This window comes from Paenarthrobacter sp. YAF11_1, assembly GCF_052113445.1.
In the GTDB taxonomy this organism is placed as follows: domain Bacteria; phylum Actinomycetota; class Actinomycetes; order Actinomycetales; family Micrococcaceae; genus Arthrobacter.
The window spans coordinates 1-15,290 of record NZ_JBFRDF010000027.1 but is presented as its reverse complement, the minus strand read 5'-3'; the positions used below and the strand labels follow the sequence as shown (position 1 = coordinate 15,290).

The 15,290-nt window shown below is 63.3% G+C and carries 13 protein-coding genes, 1 pseudogene and 1 riboswitch; of the genes and pseudogenes, 10 read left to right on the top strand and 4 right to left on the bottom strand.

Translation table 11 applies throughout. The features are described 5' to 3' along the window. Positions 1 to 18: 18 nt before the first annotated feature. Positions 19 to 1,371, top strand: coding sequence for an HNH endonuclease (locus AB4Y77_RS22825; protein WP_442015442.1), 1,353 nt, complete (start codon positions 19 to 21; stop codon positions 1,369 to 1,371). 209 nt (positions 1,372 to 1,580) lie between these two features. On the opposite strand, the gene map is transcribed toward AB4Y77_RS22825, so the two are convergent. Further along, a complete protein-coding gene (map, locus tag AB4Y77_RS22820; protein ID WP_442015441.1) occupies positions 1,581 to 2,360 on the bottom strand; it encodes a type I methionyl aminopeptidase in 780 nt (259 codons plus the stop codon). A 68-nt stretch (positions 2,361 to 2,428) separates the two neighbouring features. Between map and AB4Y77_RS22815 the strand changes: the two genes are divergently transcribed. Continuing rightward, positions 2,429 to 2,731, top strand: coding sequence for a helix-turn-helix domain-containing protein (locus tag AB4Y77_RS22815; RefSeq protein ID WP_442015440.1), 303 nt, complete (start codon positions 2,429 to 2,431; stop codon positions 2,729 to 2,731). Positions 2,732 to 2,748: 17 nt separating this feature from the next. Here the strand turns inward: AB4Y77_RS22815 and AB4Y77_RS22810 are convergent, their stop codons facing one another. Continuing rightward, complete coding sequence (locus tag AB4Y77_RS22810) at positions 2,749 to 3,330, bottom strand: helix-turn-helix domain-containing protein (RefSeq protein WP_311214894.1); 582 nt, start codon at positions 3,328 to 3,330, stop codon at positions 2,749 to 2,751. Positions 3,331 to 3,460: 130 nt separating this feature from the next. On the opposite strand from AB4Y77_RS22810, the pseudogene AB4Y77_RS22805 reads away from it, so the two are divergent. Next, positions 3,461 to 4,427 (top strand): annotated as a pseudogene (locus AB4Y77_RS22805) (NAD(P)/FAD-dependent oxidoreductase). A gap of 112 nt (positions 4,428 to 4,539) precedes the next feature. Further along, entirely contained in the window at positions 4,540 to 4,764 is a 225-nt protein-coding gene (locus AB4Y77_RS22800; RefSeq protein ID WP_311214893.1) for a hypothetical protein, read from the top strand. Between the two features lie 105 nt (positions 4,765 to 4,869). Here AB4Y77_RS22800 and AB4Y77_RS22795 read toward each other — a convergent pair whose 3' ends face one another. Then, the gene (locus AB4Y77_RS22795; RefSeq protein ID WP_442015439.1) at positions 4,870 to 6,093 is read right to left on the bottom strand and encodes an amidohydrolase; all 1,224 of its coding nucleotides are present in this window, start codon (positions 6,091 to 6,093) and stop codon (positions 4,870 to 4,872) included. Positions 6,094 to 6,184: 91 nt separating this feature from the next. Between AB4Y77_RS22795 and AB4Y77_RS22790 the strand changes: the two genes are divergently transcribed. After that, positions 6,185 to 6,844, top strand: a complete 660-nt coding sequence (locus AB4Y77_RS22790) for a cyclodeaminase/cyclohydrolase family protein (RefSeq protein WP_442015438.1) — start codon at positions 6,185 to 6,187, stop codon at positions 6,842 to 6,844. Positions 6,845 to 6,912: 68 nt separating this feature from the next. Here AB4Y77_RS22790 and AB4Y77_RS22785 read toward each other — a convergent pair whose 3' ends face one another. Next, positions 6,913 to 8,463 carry an MFS transporter gene (locus AB4Y77_RS22785; RefSeq protein ID WP_442015437.1) on the bottom strand — a complete coding sequence of 517 codons (1,551 nt, stop codon included), beginning with the start codon at positions 8,461 to 8,463 and terminating at the stop codon, positions 6,913 to 6,915. Between the two features lie 72 nt (positions 8,464 to 8,535). Between AB4Y77_RS22785 and AB4Y77_RS22780 the strand changes: the two genes are divergently transcribed. From AB4Y77_RS22780 to AB4Y77_RS22760, 5 genes are all read left to right on the top strand, one after another. Beyond that, positions 8,536 to 9,075: a TetR/AcrR family transcriptional regulator gene (locus AB4Y77_RS22780; protein ID WP_311214889.1), complete on the top strand. Its 540-nt coding sequence runs from the start codon at positions 8,536 to 8,538 to the stop codon at positions 9,073 to 9,075. 92 nt (positions 9,076 to 9,167) lie between these two features. Further along, a riboswitch (glycine riboswitch) is annotated at positions 9,168 to 9,265 on the top strand. A 180-nt stretch (positions 9,266 to 9,445) separates the two neighbouring features. Continuing rightward, the gene (gcvP, locus tag AB4Y77_RS22775) at positions 9,446 to 12,292 is read left to right on the top strand and encodes an aminomethyl-transferring glycine dehydrogenase (protein WP_442015436.1); all 2,847 of its coding nucleotides are present in this window, start codon (positions 9,446 to 9,448) and stop codon (positions 12,290 to 12,292) included. Positions 12,293 to 12,302: 10 nt separating this feature from the next. Next, complete coding sequence (gcvT, locus tag AB4Y77_RS22770) at positions 12,303 to 13,436, top strand: glycine cleavage system aminomethyltransferase GcvT (RefSeq protein WP_442015435.1); 1,134 nt, start codon at positions 12,303 to 12,305, stop codon at positions 13,434 to 13,436. Positions 13,437 to 13,471: 35 nt separating this feature from the next. Beyond that, on the top strand, positions 13,472 to 13,858 hold the full coding sequence (gene gcvH / locus AB4Y77_RS22765; protein WP_311214886.1) for a glycine cleavage system protein GcvH: 387 nt from the start codon (positions 13,472 to 13,474) through the stop codon (positions 13,856 to 13,858). Positions 13,859 to 14,079: 221 nt separating this feature from the next. Further along, positions 14,080 to 15,290: L-serine ammonia-lyase (locus AB4Y77_RS22760; RefSeq protein WP_442015434.1), on the top strand; the 1,211-nt coding region annotated here is incomplete at its 3' end.

Below are 15,290 nucleotides of genomic sequence, written 5' to 3'. Positions count from 1 at the left end.
CCTGCGAGAGTTGGGGGTATGAAGCAGATCCGGGAGAGGCAAGCGAAGACGGCGTTGTCCGCTGTGCCTCGTCCTGCTTTGTCTCAAGGGGTGGATCAAGCTGGGACCATCAGTGGTGATTTGATTGGTCAGTTGCGGGTGTTGGAGGAAATGAAGTCGGCCATCGCCGGCCTGCAGGCGCAGATTGCTGTGGCGTTTGATCTGGCGCAGCGGGCTGAGCAGGCCGAGGCTGGGGTGCCTGCGGCGGAGCGTGGCAAGGGTGTGGGGGCGCAGGTGGCGTTGGCGCGGCGGGAATCACCGAACCGGGGATCGAGGTTGTTGGGGTTGGCCAAGGCCTTGGTCACGGAGATGCCGCGGACCTTGGCGGCGTTGAACTCGGGCCAGTTGAACGAGTGGCGGGCGACGCTGCTGGTGAAGGAGACTGCGTGTTTGTCGGTGGAGGACCGGGCCGCGGTGGATGCCGAGCTCGCCGCTGATGCCGGGGCTTTCGAGGGTTTCGGTGACCGGGCCCTGGTCGCCGCGGCCAAAGCGGCTGCGTACCGGCGTGATCCGCGCTCGGTGGCGCAGCGGGCCAGTCATGCCGCGACGGAGCGGATGGTGAGTCTGCGTCCGGCGCCGGACACCATGACGTATCTGACCGCGCTGCTTCCGGTGGGCCAGGGCGTTGCAGCCTATGCGGCGTTGACCCGTGCTGCTGATGCTGCCCGTTCCAGTGGTGATTCCCGGGGCCGTGGCCAGGTCATGGCCGATACCCTGGCTGAACGCCTCACCGGCACACCCGGCGGGGTGGCCGGGGTTGAACTCCAACTCGTCATGACGGACAGGACCCTGTTCCAAGGCGATGCCGAACCGGCCCGGCTCCATGGCTACGGCATCGTCCCCGCGCAGTGGGCCAGGACCCTGATCGGCGCCGAAGAGCCCAGAACCCAGGTCGCGACACGCGCCGCGACAAAGCAGGAGCAGGATTTCACGGTCTGGCTCCGGCGGCTCTACACCGCACCCGGGAGCGGGGAACTGCTGGCCATGGACTCCAAAGCCCGGCTCTTCCCACACCGACACCGGCGATTCATCCAAGCCCGGGACCACACCTGCCGGACGCCGTACTGCGACGCGCCCATCCGGCACATCGACCACATCGTGCCCTGGCACTTAGGCGGAACCACCACCCTGGACAACGGCGCAGGACTCTGCGAAGCGTGCAACCACACCAAAGAAAACCCCGGCTGGACCGCCACACCCCTGCCCTCAGAAACCCTGTCCGCAGAAGCCCTGCCCGCAACAACTCACACCCTGAACATCAGCACACCCACCGGACACACCTACCAATCCAAAGCCCCACCACTACCCGGACACCGGCCCTCCAGAACGTGATGCAGGAAGTCCTTAGGGGTCGCAGAGCATCTCGGGGCCCTTAGTTGCCGAGCGTTATTGATGAACAACCAACGTTGCCGCGGCATTGGCCCTTAAGCAGCATTGGCCCTCAATACGCGATGCCGGGTGTCCGGATGAGAGCAGGCAAATCACCTCACCCCAGTGCGCGGCGGGCTGATGCGAAGTTCCCGCTGCCGGGTCCCTTACATCTAGAGAGTCAGCGTCGGCAGAGTGAGGATCTCGGCTTCGCCGTCGGTGATGGCGATGGTGTGCTCGCTGTGCGCTGTGCGGCATCCGGTCACACTTCGGAGCGTCCAGCCGTCGGCGTCTGTGACCAATTGTGCGGTGTCTGCCATCACCCAGGGTTCCAAAGCGAGCAGCAAGCCGGGACGGAGTTTGTATCCGCGGCCGGGCCGTCCCATGTTGGGAACGTGGGGATCCTGATGCATGGTTGACCCGATGCCGTGGCCACCGAACTCGGTGTTGACGGGGTATCCGGCATCACTGAGGACCGAACCGATGGCATAGGAGATGTCTCCGATGCGGGCGCCTGGCCGGGCAGCCGCAATCCCGGCTCGCAGGGCGCGTTCGGTGGCGTCAATCATCGCAAGGCTCTCCGACGGCTTGGATTCACCCACAATGAAGCTGATCGCTGAGTCGGCGGCGATTCCATCCTTGGTGACGGCGAGATCGAGTGTCAGTAAATCGCCGTCGGCCAGTGCGTAGTTCCGGGGCAGTCCGTGGAGGACGGCGTCGTTGACGCCCGTGCAGACGTAGTGGCCGAACGGTCCGCGGCCAAAGGACGGCGCGTAGTCGACGTAACAGGAGACGGCCCCGGCTTCGAGGATCATGGACTTGGCCCAACGGTCGATGTCCAGCAGGTTGGTGCCAACCGTGGCGCGGTTCTTCAGCGTGTGCAGGATGTTGGCAACCAGTGTGCCTGCCTCTTTTGCCCGGTCCAGTTCGGTGGGGCTCAGGATCTCAATCATGGAGCACCTTTCTCATGTATGACCAATAACTATCCCGGCCATATTATCCCGGTATTACAATTGGTTCCATGGTCAGGTTGCCGCTAACACCCGCAGAGGCCGAGCGTGGACAGCGTCTCGGTGCGCTCTTGCGTCGCGCCCGGGGTGAACGCTCGATGCTCGAGATCGCCCTTGATGCCCGGGTCTCCCCGGAAACGCTCCGGAAGATCGAGTCGGGCAGGGTGGCTACTCCGGCATTCCCCACGGTGGCCGCGATTGCTGACGTCCTTGGCTTGTCCCTTGATGAGGTGTGGGCGGAGATCAACCGCCCTGAGCTGGGTATCGAGCCGACAGCTTCCCGCCGAAATGCTCGGGAATGGCTTGCCTCCTAGTCCCGGGGGCGCCCTGCTTATCGCTTGGGTCGCGCCCGCACGTGAAGGCGTTCGCCTTGCTGGCCAAACAGGGTAAGGAGCTCCACAGGCTCTGACGTGGCGCTGGCAAACCAGTGCGGAGTTCTGGTATCGAATTCCGCCACCTCGCCTGGTTTGAGAATGAAATCGTTCTCGCCCAAAACCAGGCGCAGCTTCCCATTGAGGATGTACATCCAGTCATAGCCTTCGTGCGACTGAGGTGTGGGAATCTCTTTGCCCGTGCCACTCTTCAGGACCATTTTGAACGCCTGGATTCCGCCGGGGCGTCGAGTCAGGGGAAGGGCGGTTCCCCACTCGTGAACGTGCGGCTTGAGGTGAATGCGCGGATCACCGGTTTGCGGGGCATCAATCAGTTCTTCGAGGGGGACTTGATGCAGCCTCGCTATGGGGAGGAGAAGCTCAAGTGTTGGCTTGCGTTGGCCCGATTCCAGCCTGGAAAGCGTGCTGACGGAAATGCCCGTCCCTTCCGAAGCTTCCGCGAGGGTCACGTTGCGCTGTGTCCGCATGGCACGCAGGCGAGGGCCTACGGCGTCGAGCATGGTGCTGAAATCGGTAGTCATGACTCCCAGTTTGCCATATTGGCAAACTTCCTTGCTGAATAGATCGGCCGAGGCCAACCATGGAAGGAGCGGCGAAAGGCCGCTGGATACGCCTGGAGGCACAGTGAGCGAAGAAGTAACAGAGCGTGAGATGGCTGGAGAGTACGACGTCGTAGTGGTGGGAGGTGGCGCGGCTGGGTTAAGTGCCGCCGTGACCCTGGGCAGGGCCTTGCGGTCCGTCCTCGTCATCGACGCCGGCGAGCCCCGGAACGCGCCCGCCGCCGGGGTTCACGGCTTCCTCTCCCGGGACGGAATCGACCCAAGGGAACTGCTGGAACTGGGGCGGACCGAAGCCCGGCACTACGGGGCGAACGTCGTGGAGGGCGTAGCCGTTGCGGCACGTTCGACGGCGGACCTCACCTCGGGAGCGAAACCCGCCTTCGAGGTGGAGTTGGCGGACGGCCGGAGCGTAGGCGCCCGCCGCTTGCTGGTCACCACAGGCCTAACGGATGTCCTCCCGGACATTGAGGGCATCCGGGAACGGTGGGGCCGCGATGTCCTGCACTGTCCCTACTGCCATGGCTGGGAGGTCCGGAACAAGGCGATTGGAATTCTGGGTTCAGGGCCGATGGCTTTGCACCAAACACTGGAGCCCCAACATCACGCTTTTCCTCAATGACGTTGTGGAGCCGACGGAAGAAGAATGGGAACAACTTGCTGCCCGATCCATCACCGTGGTGGACGGCAAGGTCCAAGCACTGGAAGTCACCGACGACGCGTTGAGCGGAGTTGTCCTGGCTACGGGCAAAGTGATCCCCCTGGAAGCGGTGGTGACCGGACCGCGCTTGGAGGCCCGGTCCACTGTGCTCGAGTCTTTGGGAGTCCCGTCGGTTGAGCACCCCATGGGTGTAGGAAGCCACGTGGAAGTGAACCCCATGGGCGGCGCCACCTCGGTGCCAGGTGTCTGGGCTGCGGGAAACGTCGCGGATCTCATGGGGCAAGTCATGGCTTCCGCAGCGTCAGGAGTCATGGCGGGCGCTGCCATTAATGCCGATCTCATGATGGAGGAGACTCATTCGGCTGTGCGGGAAGCGCACCAGACAGCTCTCTCCCACTAGGCCGGATGCAGCCACGCCGCACAGTGATCCAGCCGATCACAAAGCACAAAACCATCGACGTGCGGGCCCGGTCAGAGGACGATTATGGAACAGCCGTTTAAGGAGGTTGCGTATGTGCTACGCGTACTACGACGACTTCGAGCGGCGCACGAAGAAGGACTCCGCGCGCAAGCCCGAGACGCACACGTCAGATGCAAAGCCTGACGCAGAGAAGGGAGGGGTCCCGGCGGAGAGCCGTCAACGGACGGAAGGAACGTTGTGGACTTTCCTGGCCCGCCGTCGCAGGGAATCCGAGGTTTCCGAACCGACGATGAACCGCATCCGCGAGAAAGTCTAGGCATTCACTGGCACGGTCAAGGAAGCTGGACCTGCTCGAACAAATAAGTGAAGGCGCTGCGCTCGCAGCGCCTTCACTTTGCCGGCAGGGCGGCCGGATAAAACCCTAGGACGTAGTGGCGAGGAACTCCCGGGCAGCTGTCACCAGGGCATCCGTGCCTCGTGTCAGCGTTGGTTGGATAACCGGCGCAAAGTATGGCGAGTGATTCGACGGAATGTCCTCGGGAAGGCGACCTGTTGAGGCGAACTCCTTGAACAAGGAAGGCTCGGCGCCACCCAGGAACCAGAACACCAGCGGAGCATCGGCAGCCTTGGCCAAAACGCCTACGTCCTCGCTTCCGGACACCGGTCCGGGGTCGATAATCTGAGCTTCGCCAAACTTTGCCTTGAACGCTGCTGACACCTTCCCGGTGGCAGCTTCGTCGTTGACTGTCAGCGGGAACCGTTCTTCGAACTGAACTTCCGGTTCCTTGGGAGCACCTGAAGCTGTGGCTTCCCCCTTGGCAATGCGCTCAATGGAACCGAGGATTTTATCCCTGGTGGCATCACTGAAGGTACGGACGCTGAGGCCCAGGGTTGCCGTTTCAGGGATGATGTTGTTCTTGGTCCCTGAGTGAATCTGCCCAACGGTGACCACCGCGGAGTCACTGGCTGCAAGTTCACGCGAGACGATGCCCTGCAACCTGACAGTGGTTGCAGCAGCCATCAATACCGGATCAATAGTGGTCTCCGGACGCGATCCGTGGCCCCCTCGTCCATGCAAAGTGATGTTGAGGGAATCAGCGGACGCCATGGTGACGCCGGGACGCATGCCGAACCACCCGGCGGGGAAAGGGGCCACGTGTTGACCCAGGACGACGTCGGGTTTAGGCACCACGTCATACAACCCATCGGCAACCATGGTTTCTGCCCCGCCGCCCCATTCTTCTGCCGGCTGGAAGAGGGCTATCAGGGTGCCGTGCCATTCATCACGCTGCGCGGCCAGGACCTCCACCGCGCCCACAAGGCAACTCACGTGCACGTCATGGCCGCAAGCGTGCATGACTGGCATGTCCTTGCCCTCATGATCAACACCCACAGCCGTGCTCGCATAGTCCAACCCCGTTGCTTCCTTGACCGGCAACGCATCCATGTCTGCCCTGAGCATCACCACAGGTCCGGGTCCGTTATCCAGAACACCAACAACCCCGGTCTTTCCGATGTTGCGGTGAACCGCGAAGCCGAGGTCTTCGAGGTAACCCGCGGCGATCCCGGCGGTTCGGGTCTCCTGGAAGGACAGTTCGGGATGGGAGTGCAGGTCCTTGTAGAGCTTTTCGAGGTCAATGGTCATGAGTCTGCCCTTTTTCGTTCGACGCCTAGGTCTGGCCAGTGTATCCAGCCCAAAGCTGCAAAGGCTGGGAAGCCCCGGCACACTGGATGGCATGAAAGATTCAGAACCAGTCACCACCCAGCAATCCACCGTGGAGGAGTGGACCAAGGCCTTGGCCGAATCCACCGGTTCGCCGGGCGGCGGTGCCGGGACCGGCGTCATGCTCTCCATCGCGGCCTCGCTGACGTCCATGGTCGCCGGATACACCGAGGCGGAAGAGGCCCAGCGTGAACAGCTCGGTGGCATCCACGCCCGGGCCCATAGTCTCCGCCGATCTGCGCTTCAATTAGCCGACGACGACGCGTCCGCCTCCAACGCTTTCGGCGCCGCCTTCCGCCTCGACGCCGGTCCGGAACGTGACGCCGCGATTCATCAGGCCTCCGTCGATGCTGCCAAGGCTTCAGCCGTCCTGGGGGAGCGCGCCATCAACGCCATCGAAGACCTCGGCTGGCTCGCTTCCAACGGGAATCCGGCGCTGATCGCCGATGTCGTTGTGGGCTTTGGAGCCCTCCGCGCAGCCATAGCTGGAGCCCGAACCAACGTGAGCTTCGACCTTGCGTCCCTGACCTCCGCCGGCGCCACGCTCCAGGAAGTCAGGGAACAGCATCCAGAGCTTTGGAATACGGTGACCCGGCTCAGCGACGCCCTCGACAGAATCGACGAACTGACCGCCGGAGTCGACGAAAAAGCGGCGCCGACCGAAGCTTTGTGAGGCCCGGTTTGCGTGCTAAATCCCGGCAGAATCACGCAAAGCGGGCCCCGCAACGGCACAGCGTTTACCTACTGCGCCTTCGGCACACGCCGGAGCACGACGGCGGCGAGCACTGCCGCGCCGGCCATCAGTACCAGCCCAATCGCCGCAGTGATGTGGACACCGGATTCGAAAGCTGTCCGGGCGGCGACTGTCAGCGCTTCCGACAACGGGGCCGGGAGTGCAGCTGCCGCATCAACAGCACCGGCGAGGGTTTCCCCGGACTTCCCAGCGGCTTGCGAGGAGACGCCGTCCGGAATGATGAGGTTGTGCTGGTAGGAAGCCGTGAGGATCGAGCCGAGCACGGCCGTTCCCAGGAGCGAACCCAGTTCATAGCCGGTCTCGGAAATGGCCGAGGCCGCGCCGGACTTGTCGGCAGGTACTGAGGCCAGGATGAGGTCGTTGGAGATGGTCTCGGCAGCACCAACGCCAACGGCGAGAACGGTCAGAGCCGACAGCAGGAATACGGGTCCGCTGCCGTGGTCGCCCACCACCACAATCAAGTAACCGACAGCGCTGAGCGTCAGACCTGCGGCGACGACGAAACCGGGCCGGACACGCTTGACCAGCGGCACCACCAGCAGGCCTGCGATGACCGTTGCCAGGAGGGCAGGAATCATGGCGATGCCTGCTTCCATGGGCGACTGTCCCTCAACCAGCTGCAGGTGCTGGGCGAAGAAGTAAATGAAGCCAGTCATGGAGAACAAGGACAGCACGTTGGCCACGATTGCCGTGCTGAACACCTTGTTCTTGAACAAAGCGACGTCCAGCATGGGGTTCTCGATCCGCTGCTGGCGGCGAACGAACAGGATGCCCATCACCAGGCCGAAGCCCATGAAGGCTGCAGCCGATGCTCCGAAGCCGTGAACTGCGAATTCCTTGATGCCGTAGACAAACGGTGCCATGGTGACCACGGACAGGACGATGCTGGGCACATCAACCCGGCCAGGATTGGAGTCCTTGGATTCGGGAATCAGGACCCGGCCAAAGGCGAGGAGCGGCAGGAGCAGGAACGCTGCCACCAGGAAGACGGCACCCCACCAGAAGTGTTCCACCAGCCAGCCGCCGAAGATCGGCCCGAGCGCCGCGCCACCGGAGAAGCCGGCAGCCCAGACGGCGATCGCAAGCCGCCGGCGGTTGGGATCGGTGAAGATGTTCCGGATCAGGGACAGCGTTGAGGGCATCAGCATGGCGCCGAAGACACCAAGGCCCGCGCGTCCGGCAATCAGCCATTCAGCGGAAGGCGCGAACGCCGTAGCAGCCGAAACCGCTGCGAAGCCGGTGCTGCCGATCAGCAGCAGCCGCCGTCGTCCGATTCTGTCGCCGAGGTTGCCCATGGAGACGAGCAGTGCGGCAAGGACCAGCGGATAGGCGTCAACTATCCAGAGCAGTTGAACGCCGCCCACGTCCAGGGAGCGGGCGATCTCGGGCAGGGCGAAGGTGAGCGCGGTGTTGTCGACGGCCACCAGCAGCACCGGGAACATCAGGAGTGCCAGTGCCGTCCAGTCGCGCCACGGTGCTGCCTGGCCCATATCGGGACGAGCGGAACGGGGTGCTGGGGTTGAGGACGGCGAGTACATGTCACTTACTGTACCGTCCAGACGGTACAGTTTCAAATACAACCCGGCGAGCCTTTAGGGAATGATGGACACATGCCACGAAAACCAGTTGCCCGGGACGCCGTCCTGGATGCTTTCGAAGCCCTCCTCATCGAGGTGGGGGAGCGAGCCGCCACGCTCGACGCCGTTGCCAAGCGCGCCGGCGTATCCAAGGGTGGGCTGCTCTACCACTTCCCTAATAAGGAAGCGCTGATCACGGCCCTCCTTGAACGCCTGGACCTGCTGGCCGACGAGGATACGGAACTGATGAAGGCGTCGCCCGAGGGTTCCGCTGCCTACTTCATCCGCTCCTCGCTCTGGGCAGACACGCCCATGGACCGGGCTTTTGTGGCCGTCACCAGGTTGGCTGAAGTGGCCCATGAGGAAACGCGTCGCAGGTTCGCCGCCATTCAACAGCGATGGCTGGACGTGCTCGCCGAAGACGTCGGCCCGGAGGTCGCCAAGGCTGTGAGCTATATGGGTGACGGCCTGTATTTCAATGCCATTTTTGAAGGTGGGCAGGAGGGCGGCAATGCCGGGCGGGAGGCCGACGTCGAAATCCTGCTCGGGGTCCTCGAACGGCTGCGGAAGTAGCAGGCCGTCCATTTGCGGCGGCGCCCGTGACGTAGGACAATTAACCTTTGTGGCCTGCCCTGATCGGGGCCATACATAACTGAAAATGCCTTTGATCTGCGGCGGGAGAGTCCTGCAAGCACGTGATGCAGGCGCCGTAGGAGCAAACCCTCCCCAGGAATCTCTCAGGCCCACGCACCGCCGCGGCGAGGCAACTCTGGAAAGCAGCAGGCGCTCAGCCCACCCCAAGGGTGAAAGAGTGCTGTGCTCACCGACGGTGCAAGCGAGGTTGTTCACGCAACGCGCGGAAACTCTCAGGTCCAATACAGAGCGGGGAGGAACCCAGCCGCTGTGGCGTACCCAAACGCTGCCCAAGTAATGGAGTTCCTTCGTGACGGTTAGTTCTGCCTCCACCACCTTCGTCGATCGGCATATTGGCGCGCGCCGCCAGGCCGACATCGAGACCATGCTCAAGTCCGTCGGTTACGACACCGTTGATTCGCTGGTCGACACCGCCGTCCCGAACGACATCCGCCAGGACGTTGCCCTCACCCTGCAGAACGCGCTGAGCGAAGTTGAGGTTCTGGCCGAGCTGCGCAAGCTCGCCTCCAAGAACAAGACCGCCGTCCAGATGATCGGCCAGGGCTACTACGACACCGTGACGCCGCCGGTGATCCGCCGCAACATTCTTGAGTCCCCTGCCTGGTACACCGCCTACACTCCGTACCAGCCGGAAATCTCCCAGGGCCGTCTTGAGGCTCTCCTGAACTTCCAGACCATGGTCCAGGACCTGGTTGGCCTGCCGATCGCCAATGCCTCCCTGCTGGACGAAGCAACGGCCGTGGCCGAAGCCGTCCTCATGATGCGCCGCGCCAACAAGAACAAGACTGTCCAGGACGGCAAGACTGTCCTCGACTCCGACTGCCTCCCGCAGACGATCGCCATTGTGAAGGGCCGCGCTGAGGCGCTCGGCTTCGAGGTCGAGGTTGCTGACCTCTCGCTGGGTCTCCCTGAAGGTGCCATCAACGGCGTCGTGCTCCAGCAGCCCGGTGTTTCCGGCCGCGTCTTCGATCACTCAGCTGTTATCGCCGAGGCCAAGGAGCGGGGCGCGCTGGTTACCGTCGCTGCCGATCTCCTCTCCCTCACGCTCATCACCCCTCCGGGCGAGCAGGGCGCGGACATCGCCGTTGGCTCCGCGCAGCGACTGGGCGTTCCGCTGTTCTTCGGCGGCCCGCACGCCGCCTATATGGCGGTCCAAAAGGGCCTGGAGCGTTCCATGCCCGGCCGTCTGGTGGGCGTTTCCAAGGACGACGCCGGTGTCCCCGCCTACCGCCTGGCGCTGCAGACCCGCGAGCAGCACATCCGCCGCGAGAAGGCCACGTCCAACATCTGTACTGCCCAGGCGTTGCTGGCCATCGTGGCCTCGATGTACGCCGTTTACCATGGCCCCGAGGGCCTCAAAGCGATCGCTGAAACCGCGCATGGCCACGCCCGTACCCTCGCAGCGTCGCTGAAGGCCGCCGGCGTCGAGGTCCTGCACGGATCCTTCTTCGACACCATCACTGTCCGCGTTCCCGGCAAGGCTGCCGAGATCGTCGCCGCCGCAGAGGCCAAGGGCATCAACCTGCGCGGCGTAGACGCTGACACGGTGGGTATCTCGGTTGATGAGACCACTACGTCCGAGGTTGTGGCTGACGTCGCGGCGGTCTTCGGTGCTTCCGTTTCCGAAGCCGGTGAAGGCTTAGCGCTTGAGGGCTCTGTGGAGCGCACCAGCGACTTCATGCAGCACCCCGTGTTCAACACGCACCGCTCCGAAACCCAGCTTCTCCGCTATATCCGCAAGCTCTCAGACCGCGACCTCGCGCTGGACCGCACCATGATCCCGCTGGGTTCCTGCACCATGAAGCTCAACGCCACAGCTGAGATGGAAGCCATCTCCTGGCCGGAGTTCGCCTCCATCCACCCGTTCGCCCCGGATTCCCAGACCGAGGGCTGGCGCGAGCTCATCACCGACCTTGAGTCGCAGCTGACCGAGATCACCGGCTACGACCAAGTCTCCATTCAACCCAACGCTGGTTCCCAGGGTGAGCTGGCAGGCTTGCTGGCCATCCGCGGCTACCACCTGTCCCGCGGCGACGAGCAGCGCAACGTGTGCCTCATTCCCGCTTCTGCCCACGGCACCAACGCAGCCTCGGCAGTGCTGGCCGGCATGAAGGTAGTGGTTGTGGCCACGGCGCCCGACGGCACCATCGACCACGTTGATCTCAAGAACAAGATCGAAGCCCACCGGGATGCCCTCTCGGCCATCATGATCACGTACCCCTCCACCCACGGTGTCTACGACGCTGACGTCCGCGAAGTCTGCGACGCCATCCACGAAGCCGGCGGCCAGGTCTACATCGACGGTGCCAACCTTAACGCGCTCGTTGGCCTTGCACAGCCGGGCAAGTTCGGCGGTGACGTTTCACACCTGAACCTGCACAAGACCTTCTGCATCCCGCACGGCGGTGGCGGACCGGGCGTTGGTCCGGTTGCTGCCAAGGCGCACCTCGCACCGTTCATGCCGGGCGATGCGGCCTCCTGGACCGAAGGCAACGACGTCCCGATCTCCGCATCCCGATTCGGTTCCGCCGGTGTCCTGCCGATTTCCTGGGCCTACGTGAAGCTCATGGGTGGCCAGGGACTGACGGAAGCAACGAAGTCGGCCCTGCTGGCTGCGAATTACATCGCATCCCGCCTCAACGACCACTTCCCGGTCCTCTACACCGGCGAAGGCGGACTCGTGGCCCACGAGTGCATCCTGGACCTCCGCGAACTGACGGCCAAGACCGGCGTCACCGCTGAAGATGTGGCCAAGCGCCTCATCGACTTCGGCTTCCACGCACCCACCCTGGCTTTCCCGGTGGCGGGAACTCTGATGGTGGAGCCCACCGAGTCCGAGGACCTGGCCGAGATCGACCGTTTCATCGACGCCATGATCACCATCCGCAAGGAAATCGACCAAGTTGCCCACGGTGATTTCTCCGTGCAGGATTCCCCGCTTCGCCGCGCGCCCCACACGGCCGCCGCCGTCGTAACTTCTGATTGGGACCGCGCGTACCCGCGCGAGCAGGCCGCCTTCCCGGTCCACCACCTCAAGCAGGACAAGTACTTCCCGCCCGTCGGCCGCATCGACGGCGCAGCCGGAGACCGTAACCTGGTCTGCTCCTGCCCGCCGATCGAAGACTTCGAAAATTAGGACTCCCGACATGACTGAGAACTACACCGCTCTTTACGAAGAGCACAAGAAGCTCGGCGCGTCCTTCACGGACTTCGGAGGCTGGCAGATGCCGCTCAAGTACTCCTCGGAGTTGGCTGAGCACCACGCCGTCCGCAAGTCCGCAGGCCTGTTCGACCTCTCCCACATGGGCGAAGTCTGGGTCACCGGACCGGAGGCTGCCGCGTTCCTGGACTACGCCTTGGTGGGCAAAATCTCCGCCATGGCCATCGGCAAGGCCAAGTACTCGCTGATCTGCCAGGAAGACGGTGGCATCATCGATGACCTCATCACGTACCGTCGTGCTGACGAGAAGTTCCTGGTGGTTCCGAACGCCGGCAACGCAACTGTTGTCGCTTCTGCACTGCTGGAACGCGCCGCCGGGTTCGACGTCGTTGTTGACGACGCTTCGGCTGAGACCTCGCTGATTGCTGTTCAGGGGCCGCTGGCCGAAGCGATCCTCCTACGGCTGGTGCCCGCCGAGCAGCACGCACTGGTCACTGAACTCAAGTACTACGCGGCGGTTGAAGTCCCGTTCACGTTCGACGGCGGTACGCATGACCTGTTGCTGGCCCGCACCGGGTACACCGGCGAAGACGGCTTCGAGATCTTCGTGGCCAACGAGTCCGCAGCCGCACTCTGGCAGGCCATCGCCGACGCCGCTGAAGAAGGCGAACTCACCCCGGCCGGCCTCGCTTCCCGCGACTCCCTCCGCCTCGAAGCCGGCATGCCCCTCTACGGCAACGAGCTCTCCCGCGAAGGCAACCCCTTCGCAGCAGGCCTCGGTCCCGTGGTGGCACTGTCCAAGGAAGGCGACTTTGTGGGCAAGGACGCACTGGCTGCCTTGAAGGCAGACGGCGCCGGCTCCACCAGCGGACGCAAGCTCGTTGGCCTCAAGGGCCTGGGGCGCCGCGCCGGACGCGGACACTACCCGGTCCTCAAGGACGGCGCAGTGGTTGGTGAAGTCACCTCCGGTCAGCCCAGCCCCACGCTCGGCTACCCGGTAGCGTTGGCGTATGTCGACGTCGAGCACTCAGAGCTTGGTACCGCCTTGGACATTGACCTGCGCGGGAAGAGCGAGCCGTTCGAAGTTGTCGCACTGCCGTTCTACAAGCGCCAAAAGTAACTCCCGGTTTCATCACCACACGTAAAGGAAACAGAATGCCCAAAGTAGCGCCCGAACTTCAGTACTCCGACGAGCACGAGTGGGTTTCCCGCGGCGAAGGGAACTCGGTGTCCGTTGGTATCTCCGAGGTTGCCACCGACGCACTGGGTGACATTGTGTACGTTGACCTCCCCGAGGTTGGCTCCACGGTGACCGCAGGCGAGACCTGTGGCGAAGTTGAGTCCACCAAGTCCGTCTCGGACCTGTACTCGCCGGTCACTGGCGAGGTCACGGAGATCAACGACGCCGTTGTATCCGACCCCGCCCTGATCAACAACGACCCCTACGGTGCAGGCTGGCTCTTCAAGGTTGCCGCAGAGTCCGAGGGCCCGCTGCTCTCGGCCGAGGAATACGCCTCCAAGAATGGCGGAGACCTCTCCTAGGCTCTGTTCGGGCCCTATGTGCCGAACTCCCACACGCACCGAGTAAGCGCCCACAAGGCGTAGCGTGGGATTGTAGAACTGAATAAAACTTGCGACGCCGGGTTGCCGCCTTTGGGGGCCATCCGGCGTCGTGCTTCGGTCGATCTCCGCCACAAGCGGGGGAGGCCATCCGGCAGGACCATCTGCCGGACCGTTTCAAACTGTATTAAGGAATCCCGACCATGGCTGTTGGTGTTTTCGATCTTTTTTCCGTGGGTATTGGTCCGTCGAGTTCTCATACTGTGGGGCCCATGCGGGCTGCCGCAGTGTTCGCCGGTGAGCTGAAGGACGCTGGTGTCCTGGGTTCGGTGGCTTCGTTGCGCGTGGATTTGTATGGGTCTTTGGCTGCGACGGGTCGTGGCCACGGGACCATGACTGCCACACTGTTGGGCTTGGAGGGGTACCACCCTGAGCTGATTCTGCCTGACGAGGTGGAGGCTCGGTTGGCCGCTATCGCGGAAACGGGTGTGCTGAACCTGGCCGGTGCGTCCGGTCAAGGTGTGGAGTTGCCGTATGCGGTGGAGGATATGGTGTTGCATCCGTTGACGGTGTTGCCGCGGCACACGAATGGGATGAAGTTTGCTGTCTCCGATGCTGAGGGGAACATCGTGCGGGAGGCGACGTTCTTTTCGGTTGGTGGCGGGTTCATTGTCCGTGAGGGTGAGGAGAACGCCGCGCAGCAGGAGTTGGAGGAGTCCAAGAAGGAGTTGCCGTTGCCGTTCCGGACGGCGGCGGAGTTGTTGGGCCGGTGCCAGTCCAAGGGTTTGGGCATTTCCGACATCATGTTCATCAATGAGCGGGCGTCCCGGTCCGAGGAGGAGATCCGGGAGGGTTTGCTGCATATCTGGCACGTGATGGAGGCCTGTGTTGAAACCAGTTTGAAGCGTGAGGGTGTGCTCCCTGGTGGGTTGCGGGTCCGGCGTCGTTCTCCTGACTGGTTGGAGCGGCTGCTGAAGGAGGACAAGGACCGGAACGATCCGAAGTATTGGCAGGAGTGGGTGAACCTGATCGCGTTGGCGGTGAACGAGGAGAACGCCTCCGGTGGCCGGGTGGTGACGGCGCCGACCAATGGTGCGGCGGGGATCATCCCGGCGGTGCTGTATTACGCGTTGAATTATGCCCCGGGCATGGATAAGGCCAGCCAAAAAGACAAGGACGATGTGGTGGTGAAGTTCTTGCTCACTGCCGGTGCTGTGGGTGTGTTGTATAAGGAGCAGGCGTCCATTTCGGGTGCTGAGGTGGGCTGTCAGGGTGAGGTGGGGTCGGCGTCGTCGATGGCTGCTGCTGGTTTGGCTGAGGTGATGGGTGGTACTCCGGGGCAGGTGGAGAACGCTGCGGAGATCGCGATGGAACATAATCTGGGGTTGACGTGTGATCCGATCGGGGGGTTGGT